At 71.8% G+C, this 8545-nt stretch carries 6 protein-coding genes and 2 pseudogenes; 6 read left to right on the forward strand and 2 right to left on the reverse strand.

Going from position 1 to position 8545, the window contains the following annotated elements; translation table 11 throughout:
• Positions 1-728: 728 nt before the first annotated feature.
• Positions 729-2138, forward strand: coding sequence for a glycoside hydrolase family 43 protein (locus tag A2U95_RS26970; protein WP_420857059.1), 1410 nt, complete (start codon positions 729-731; stop codon positions 2136-2138).
• A gap of 282 nt (positions 2139-2420) precedes the next feature.
• Positions 2421-4055: pseudogene (locus tag A2U95_RS26975) on the forward strand (glycoside hydrolase family 43 protein); the annotation flags it as partial.
• Between the two features lie 678 nt (positions 4056-4733).
• Here the strand turns inward: A2U95_RS26975 and A2U95_RS26980 are convergent.
• Positions 4734-4991, reverse strand: a complete 258-nt coding sequence (locus A2U95_RS26980; protein ID WP_206283076.1) for a helix-turn-helix domain-containing protein — start codon at positions 4989-4991, stop codon at positions 4734-4736.
• Between the two features lie 147 nt (positions 4992-5138).
• Between A2U95_RS26980 and A2U95_RS26985 the strand changes: the two genes are divergently transcribed.
• Positions 5139-5591 carry a VOC family protein gene (locus A2U95_RS26985; protein ID WP_166027764.1) on the forward strand — a complete coding sequence of 151 codons (453 nt, stop codon included), beginning with the start codon at positions 5139-5141 and terminating at the stop codon, positions 5589-5591.
• A gap of 40 nt (positions 5592-5631) precedes the next feature.
• Here the strand turns inward: A2U95_RS26985 and A2U95_RS26990 are convergent, their stop codons facing one another.
• Complete coding sequence (locus A2U95_RS26990; protein ID WP_166027766.1) at positions 5632-6621, reverse strand: ArsR/SmtB family transcription factor; 990 nt, start codon at positions 6619-6621, stop codon at positions 5632-5634.
• Between the two features lie 399 nt (positions 6622-7020).
• Here A2U95_RS26990 and A2U95_RS26995 point away from each other — a divergent pair, with 399 nt between their 5' ends.
• The 3 genes and pseudogenes from A2U95_RS26995 to A2U95_RS27005 all read left to right on the forward strand — a co-directional run.
• On the forward strand, positions 7021-7215 hold the full coding sequence (locus A2U95_RS26995; protein WP_420857060.1) for a hypothetical protein: 195 nt from the start codon (positions 7021-7023) through the stop codon (positions 7213-7215).
• Positions 7212-7604 (forward strand): type II toxin-antitoxin system VapC family toxin, encoded by a 393-nt coding sequence (locus A2U95_RS27000; RefSeq protein ID WP_166027770.1) that lies wholly within the window; start codon positions 7212-7214, stop codon positions 7602-7604. The genes A2U95_RS26995 and A2U95_RS27000 overlap by 4 nt, the downstream gene beginning before the upstream one ends.
• A gap of 282 nt (positions 7605-7886) precedes the next feature.
• Positions 7887-8545, forward strand: a pseudogene (locus A2U95_RS27005) (transcriptional regulator); the annotation flags it as partial.

Raw genomic sequence — 8545 nt, forward strand, 5'->3', positions numbered from 1 at the left:
GGCTTCGGCGAACCGGGCCGCGGTCCACGGGGGTTCCGGCCGCCGCGCCGGCGCCGCGCGGTGCGCGCCGGCGCGGCCGCCCCGGCGTCTCCCGCCGTCTCGCAGCGCACGGGACGGCCTCACGCTCCCGCCGGAGCCGGTGGGCGGCGGTCCTTCGCCGAGCTGGTGAACGGCTCAGGGCCACGGTCGGCCTCATCGGGCCCCGTTTGAAGGGCGCCGCCGCACAGGCCCCCGGCGACCGCGCCCACGCGCTCGCACCCCCGGGCCCGCACCCCGGGCCCGCACCCCGGGCCCGCAAAGATGTTGTTAGCGATAACAATTCCGAGAGAACGATCCGCCCGGCGCCCCTCCTGGCACTTCACCCCGGCCCGAAGGCGCGCGGACAACCGCAGCTCAGCCGCACGAGGACGGAAAACCCCGGCGGCCGGGCAACGACCTTGACGCACGGGCCTGGCTGACAGCCGGTGTGAGCGGTAACAATGGAGCCGGACAGTCCGACCCGCCCGCCCGGCTCGCCGGCAGCCGTCGCCCTCCGCAGGGGGCCGGTGCGCCAGGCGGCCGTTCGATTCCCCGGAGCGCGCACCCACCGCCCACCGCTCCCCGGAGGGCCTCGCCGGCGCCCCGCGCCGACGGAGCCGATCGACGTCGAAGGGACGACGATGACCGACCGATTACGCAGACGACCGTTACGCCTCCCCGCGGCCATGACCGCGGTGCGAGGACGAACCGTGCCGCATCCGCCACCGCTGCGCACCGGACCCACGCCCCGACGCGGCCTCACGGCCCGGCGCGGCCTCGCGTGGGTGATCAGCCTCTTCTGCGCCCTGACGGTCCTCCAGCCGTCCGCCGCCCGGGCGGACAATCCCCTCGTGCAGACCGTCTACACGGCCGATCCGGCTCCTCTGGTCCACAACGGCCGGGTCTACCTGTACACGGGACACGACGAGGACGGCTCGACCTGGTTCACCATGAAGGAGTGGCGGCTGTACTCGTCCTCCGACATGACCAACTGGACCGATCACGGCTCCCCCCTGAGCCTCGCCACGTTCAGCTGGGCGAGCGCCGACGCCTGGGCGGGCCAGGTCGTCGCGCGCAACGGGAAGTTCTACTGGTACGTGCCGGTGAAGAACCGGGCGACCGGGCGCATGGCCATCGGGGTGGCGGTCGCCGACTCACCCACCGGGCCGTTCCGCGACGCCCTGGGACGGCCCCTGGTGGAGAACGGCGAGATCGACCCCACCGTGTTCGTCGACGACGACGGACAGGCGTACCTGTACTGGGGGAACCCGAACCTCTGGTACGTGCGGCTGAACGCCGACATGACCTCCTACGCGGGAGGGCCGACCCGCATCCCCCTCACCACCCAGGGCTTCGGCACCCGTACCGGGAACGCCGAGCGTCCCACCCTGTACGAGGAAGGGCCGTGGGTCTACAAGCGCAACGGCCTCTACCACCTGGTGTTCGCGGCGGCGTGCTGCTCCGAGTTCATCGCCTACTCGACGGCCCCGGGCCCCACCGGCCCCTGGACCTACCGGGGCACGATCATGCCCACGCAGGGTTCCAGCTTCACCAACCATGCGGGCGTCATCGACTTCGCGGGCAATTCCTACTTCTTCTACCACAACGGCGCGCTTCCGGGCGGCGGCGGATTCACCCGCTCGGTGGCCGTGGAGAAGTTCTCCTACAACGCCGACGGCACGATCCCCACGATCAACATGACCTCGGCCGGGGCTCCGCAGGTGGGCACGCTGAACCCCTACGTCCGGCAGGAGGCCGAGACGATCGCCTGGGCCACCGGTGTCGAGACCGAGGCCTCGGGCGAGGGCGGCATGAACGTCGGCTACATCGAGAACGGTGACTGGATCAAGGTCAAGGGCGCGGCGTTCGGTTCCGGCGCCCGGTCCTTCCAGGCCAGGGTGGCATCGGCGGCCGCCGGCGGCAGGATCGAGGTGCGCCTGGACAGCGCCACCGGCCCCCTGGCCGGCACGTGCCAGGTCCCGGGCACCGGGGGCTGGCAGAACTGGACGACCGTCTCCTGCCCGGTGACCGGCACCGGGGGCACGCGTGACGTGTACTTCCGGTACACCGGCGGCAGCGGTTACCTCTTCAACGTGAACTGGTGGCAGTTCACCGGCTGACGCCCCCTGCCCGGTCACCGCCCGCGCGCCCGGCCGCCCGCACCCGGCGCCCCTCCCCGCCCGGCCGCGCGACGCCGCCGGCCGGGCCGGGAACCGGCGGCGCCGGCCCGTACCCGACGGCCGACCGCCCGCCGTCGTCCTCGAACGCCCCCTCCCCGCCGCACGACCGCTCCACGTCCCGCACCCGTGATCACCGTCGCCCGCGCACGGCCCTCCCGGCCGTGCGGGAGCGACGGCCGGCCCCTCCACGGCCTCCAGACGCCCCTCGAAGGGAGCACCCCGATGTCCTGGCTCCAGCACCCCCTCAGCCGCAGAACCGTGTTCACGGCGGCGACCGGCGCGGCCCTCGCCGCGGCGGCCCCGCGCGCCCACGCGTCGGTCCCGGCCTCCGGCGCGGCCGCTTCCGCGGCCGGCGCGGCGGCCGCGGCGGGCTACACCAATCCCGTCGTCTGGCAGGACTTCGCGGACGTCGACATCATCCGGGTCGGCGACACCTACTACATGTCGGCGTCCACCATGCACTACTCCCCCGGGGCCCCCGTCCTGCGCTCGTGGAACCTGGTCGACTGGGAGTTCGCGGGCCATTCCGTGCCGGTGCTGGACTTCGGCGCCAAGTACGACCTGTCGGGCGGGCGCGGATACGTGCGCGGCATCTGGGCGTCCTCGCTCAACCACCGCCGCAGCAACGACACGTTCTACTGGATCGGCCAGATCGACTTCGCCCGGACGTTCGTGTACACCGCCAGGTCCGTCGAGGGGCCGTGGACGCGGCACGCGGAGCTGCCGCAGGTCTACTACGACGCGGGACTCCTCGTCGACGACGACGACACGATGTACGTGGCCTACGGCAACACCCGCATCAGCGTCGCCCAGCTCTCCGGCGACGCCCGGAGCCAGGTCCGCGCCCAGGAGGTGTTCGTCACCCCCTCCGCCGTCGGAACGCTGGAGGGCTCCCGCTTCTACAAGATCAACGGCAAGTACTACATCTTCCTCACCCGGCCGGCCAACGGCCAGTACGTCCTGAAGTCGGACTCCGGCCCGTTCGGCCCGTACACCATGCGGCAGCTGCTGCTGGACCTGCCGGGTCCGATACCCGGCGGCGGCGTCCCGCACCAGGGAGGGCTGGTGAGCACCCAGCGGGGCCAGTGGTACTACATGGCGTTCGTCGACGCCTATCCGGGCGGCCGCGTGCCGGCCCTCGCGCCCGTCACCTGGACCTCCGACGGCTGGCCCGTCCTGCAGCTCGTCGGCGGAGCCTGGGGCTCCTCCTACCCCGTCCCCGATCTGCCGGCCCCGCCTCGCGCGACCCGGCCGCTCACCGGCGTCGACACCTTCCCGGGACCGGCGCTCGGCCCGCAGTGGGAGTGGAACCACAACCCGGACACCAGCCGGTTCACCGTCGGCGGCGGGCTCACGCTGCGGACCGCCACCACCACCTTCGACCTGTACTCGGCGCGCAACACGCTCACCCACCGCATCCAGGGCCCCACCTCGACCGCGACCGTCGTCCTCGACCACTCCGGGATGCGGGACGGCGACCGCAGCGGACTCGCGCTCCTGCGCGACTCCTCCGCCTGGATCGGCCTCAAGCGCGACAACGGCACGACACGGGTGGTGATGGTGAACGGCATCACCATGGACAGCAACTGGAACACCAGCAGCACGGGCGCCGAGGCGGCCGGCGCATCCCTCCCGGGCAGCCGTGTCTGGCTCCGCGCCACCGCCGACATCCGCCCCGGCAGCGGCCGCCAGGGGCACTTCTCCTACAGCACCGACGGCGTCAGCTTCTCCCCGCTCGGGCCGGGCCTCACCCTCAAGAACGAGTGGCAGTTCTTCATGGGCTACCGCTTCGCGATCTTCAACTACGCCACCGTCGCCCTCGGCGGCGCGGTCCGCGTGGAGCGCTTCGAGCTGACGGCCGCACCCGTCTCCGCCCCGGCTTCCGTCGTCCGCCTCCGGGCCCGGGCGAACGACCGCTTCGTCTGCGCCGACGACGCCGGGAACTCCCCGCTGATCGCCAACCGCACCAGCGCCGGCGACTGGGAGACCTTCGACCTCGTCGACCTCGGCAACGGTGACGTCGCACTGCGGTCCCACGCCAACGACCGCTTCGTCTGCGCCGACGACGCCGGCAACTCCCCGCTGATCGCCAACCGCACCAGCGCCGGCAACTGGGAGACGTTCCGCCGGGTGAACAACGCCGACGGCACCGTCAGCCTGCGCGCACGGGCGAACGACCGGTACGTCACGGCCGAGGACGGCGGCGCCTCCGCGCTGATCGCCGACCGCACCTCGATCGGCCCCTGGGAGTCCTTCTCCCTGATCCCGGTCTGACGCGCCTGGCCCGCCGCACCGCACCGGCGGGGCCGGCCCGGTTCCGGGCCGGCCCCGCCGACCCGCAGGTTCGCCGACTCGACGGGGACCGAGCCATGGCACCCGCCGAACGTCGAGGCGGAACGTCGAGCGCAGGCCTGCCGTCTGCGAGATCTCCCCCTACGGGTGGTGGACAGCGTCCAACCAGCACACGGCACCCACCACACCGCTGTCCACCCCGCCGCAGGGACAGGGGCGGTCGCCGCTCGGGGCCCAGGTCGCTCAGGTGTCGGCGCCCCTCAGGACGTAGAGGTCGTCGCCGAAGACGGCCGAGATCTGGATGTGGCCGCCCAGTGCCGCCACATACCGGGCGATGGCCTCCACGACGGCGACCTCACCCCGCTCGATCCGGGAGACCCGGCTCTTGGTCACTCCCGTCCGGTTCCCGGCCTCGGTCTGCGACAGCCCGGGCTCCTTGCGGCGTTCCACAGGCCGGTGGCCGTCGATGTACGCCTGGTTGCCCTGCCGCCCCTCGGTCACCTTCGCCTCTCGCTCCTGACGCTCGTGATCAACGCACCCGGCACCATGACCTTTCGACGCCCGTCGAATCGATTGGACGCTCACGAGCCCGGTGCCAGCCTGATCTCGGCAACCGCAGGACACACCCGCCCGGCATCAGGAGACCCCGTGATCTTCGTCAACGTCACCACGACCGACCTCGAGCGCAGCAAGGCCTTCTACACGGCGCTCGGCTGCGCCATCAACCCGATGTTCACCGACGAGAACGCCGCGTGCGTCGTCTGGGACGAGAACACGAACTTCATGGTGCTCACCCACGGGCACTTCTCGCAGTTCACCGACAAGCAGATCGCCGACCCGCACGCGGTCGCCCAGGTGCTGCTGTCGTTCTCGCGCGACTCGCGGGAGCACGTCGACAAGACCGTCGACGCCGGCGTCGCCGCGGGCGGCCGCGAACCGCGCCCCGCGCAGGACCACGGGTTCATGTACGGCCGTTCCCTCGAGGACCCGGACGGCAACCTCCTCGAGTTCCTCCACATGGAGCCCCAGGCCGCCGAGCAGGGTCCGGAGGCGTACGTCGCCGAGCACGGCGCGGGACCGGACCCCGTGCCCGGGCGGTGACCGCCGCGGCACGGCAGCCCGGACGTGCTCGTCCGCCGCGTCAGGCGCGGTGGACGAGCGCGTCGCCGAGCGGCGTGCGCGCGTGCAGCACGCGCCGCCCGGCGCGCCGGGACGCGACGAGCCCCGCGGCGCGCAGGGCGTCGAGGTGATGGGACGCGGTGGAGGCCGCTATCCCGACCTCCTCCGCGGTGTCCGTCGTCGACAGCGGCACGCCGAGCGCGACGAGCACCGCGGCGCGGCTCTCCCCCAGCAGGCCCGCCAGCGCGTCCGTCGAACCGGCACGGTGCCACACCTCGGACACACCGAGCGCGGGGTAGAAGAGCGTCGGCTGCGCGGGCGGCTCCGTGAGCACCGCGCAGTGCCGCCCGAAGAACGACGGCACGAGCACGAGGCCCCGCCCCTGGCAGTCGACGATCTCCTCGTGCCGTTCCATCCGCACACGCACGGTGTCGAAGCCGGTGTCGGCGCTCCATTCGACGGCTTCGCCGAGATCGGCCGCCATCCCGGCCAGACCGTCCGCGGTCATCCGCCGCACCCGGGAGCCGATGTCCGCGTGAAGGATGCGTTCGACCTGCGCCCAGTACGGCGCGAGTGCGGCCTCCCAGAACGCCTCGACGTGGCGCACGACCATGGCGCGGATCCTCGCGGGGTCGGCCGCCATCCTCTCGAGCGCGGCCCGCGCGACGCCGGCGCTGCGGACCGCGCGCTTGCGCAGGTCGACCGAGATCGGCTCGAGCGGCGCGTGCCGCAGCCGCTCGATCTCGTCCGCGGGCGTGAGATCCCACGACGGGGCCGACGTGAACAGATCGGGCGCGTACCCGGTCTCGCCCACGACGAGGCGCAGGAACTCGAGGGAGTCCCGCGGGACATCGGCGCGAACGGCGCGCAGCCATCCCCACTGCAGCGGCTGCTCCTGCGGCCGCACGAGCGTCCGCACCGCGTGGACGATCTCGTGTCCCGGCGACACGCCGAACCGGACGGTGGAGATGTCCTGCGAAGCAAGGCGGAACTCGACGTACTTCTGCGGCACGTCGAGCAGGCTACCGCCGGCACGGCTCAGCCGGTCGGGCGCAATCCGGCTCCGTGCGGCGGCCCGCGGCTCGAATCGCCGGGGTCCGTACCGCCCCGCAGCTCCGATGAACCAGGCCGTCGACGACCACCCGCCCGTCCGGTCCGACCGCACCGGGAACGGCGACGGGGACGAAAACGCCAGACGTTGGAGCGGAACTTCGGACACGGGGCAGTCACCTGCGAAAACACACCAGAGGCGTGAGTCAACCAGCAGTCAACCAGCAACGGAGCCGGCAGGCCCCAAGCTTGATAACAAATCTTTTGTTAAATTACTGGTATGGCTGACAGCACACCCACTCCCGGAGAAGGACCCGTCCGCCCCGTTTCCGTGTCCCTGCACGAGGGCACCATCGCCGCCTTGAAGCAGCGCACGGGCCGTCGCGGCATGTCGGCATACGTCGAGGCGCTCATCCAGCGCGAACTGGAACGGGAACGTCTGCGTGAGCTGATCGCCGCTGCGGAAGCCGAGCACGGTCCGGTGGACCCCCGGGCGGTCGACACCAAGCGTGCGCTTCTGCGTGGTGACGCGGCGAGCTCGGCGGACGCGGCGTGAGCGGCACGCTCGTCCTGGACTGCGAGGGCCTCTCCAAGCTCGTACACCGCCACCCCGAACTGACCGAATGGCTCGCGGCAGCCGACGCCGAGGACGTCCGAGTCGTGACCAGTTCGGTGACCCTGGTCGAAGCCCGGGACCCTCGCGTCCACCAGGCCCAGTTCGACTACGCCGTCTCGCGCGTCAACATCATCCCGCCCACCGAAGCCATCGCCCGGCAGGCGAGCAAACTCCTCGCCGACACCGGCCTGCACGGCCACAAGTACGCACTGGACGCCATCGTCGCCGCGACAGCTCTCGCCTCTCCCCGTCCCACGACCGTGCTCACCTCCGATCCTGAGGACCTCCAAATGCTCTGTCCCCGAGAGATCACCGTCGTGAAAGTCTGACGGCAAGGGACATGGTGTTCGCGTGCACAGGGTCCTCAACCACCGTGTCCGTCACTTTCTGACTCTCCGTAACGTCTCGGCGGAAATCCGCCTGCTGCGATCTTCCACAACACCCGGGACATCGCCAACTTGGTGCGCCAGCTCCAGGCCGAGGGCTGGGAGATCGACCCGCTGGACCTGGCCGAGATCTCGCCGTGCCTGATCGAGCACATCAACCAATGCGGCATGTACTCCACTCACGAGTTCGGGATCACCCCGGAGGACTGCGACACCCGCCCGACGTCGATCCTCGTCAACACCGTCGCCCCGTGCCTGCGGGCCGATGCCCCGGTGAAGGTCCGGCAGGCGATGCTGACAGCCACCTCGAACCTGCTGTATCTCACGGCCCACATGGCCGTCGACGACGGCCTTCACGGGCTCGCCCAGCGGTACTACCTCAAGGCCGCCGAACTCGCCGGAGCCGCCGACGACCGCCTCACCTACTGCACCGTCCTGCGCGGCATGAGTGTCCAGGCCACCGGACTCGGCCACGGCGACAAGGCCTTGGAACTGGCGAACGCGGCCGCCGCGGCCTCCCCCACCGCCAACCCCCGCATGCGCGCGTTCTTCGCGGGCCAGCAGGCCCACGCCGCCGCCCGGACCGGCGACCGCACCGGCGCCCTACGGCACATCGGCGAGGCGGAGACCGCCATGGACCGCGCGGAGTCACACGTCGGCGTCATCGGCTCATACAACCCCGCCGCCCTCAACTACCACGTCAGCCAGGTCCGTCACGAGCTCGGTGACACCCCCGGCGCCATCCGTGCCTTGCAGCTCTCCGAGAGGAGCCGGGTCTGCACCGACAGGGTCATCCGGGTCGTCCACCGGTGCACCATCGCCGAGCGACAGCTCCGCATCGGCCACCTCGACGCCGCCTGCGCCACCTGGCACCAGGCCCTCGA

The organism is Streptomyces chilikensis (assembly GCF_001642695.1).
GTDB classification, from domain to species: domain Bacteria; phylum Actinomycetota; class Actinomycetes; order Streptomycetales; family Streptomycetaceae; genus Streptomyces; species Streptomyces chilikensis.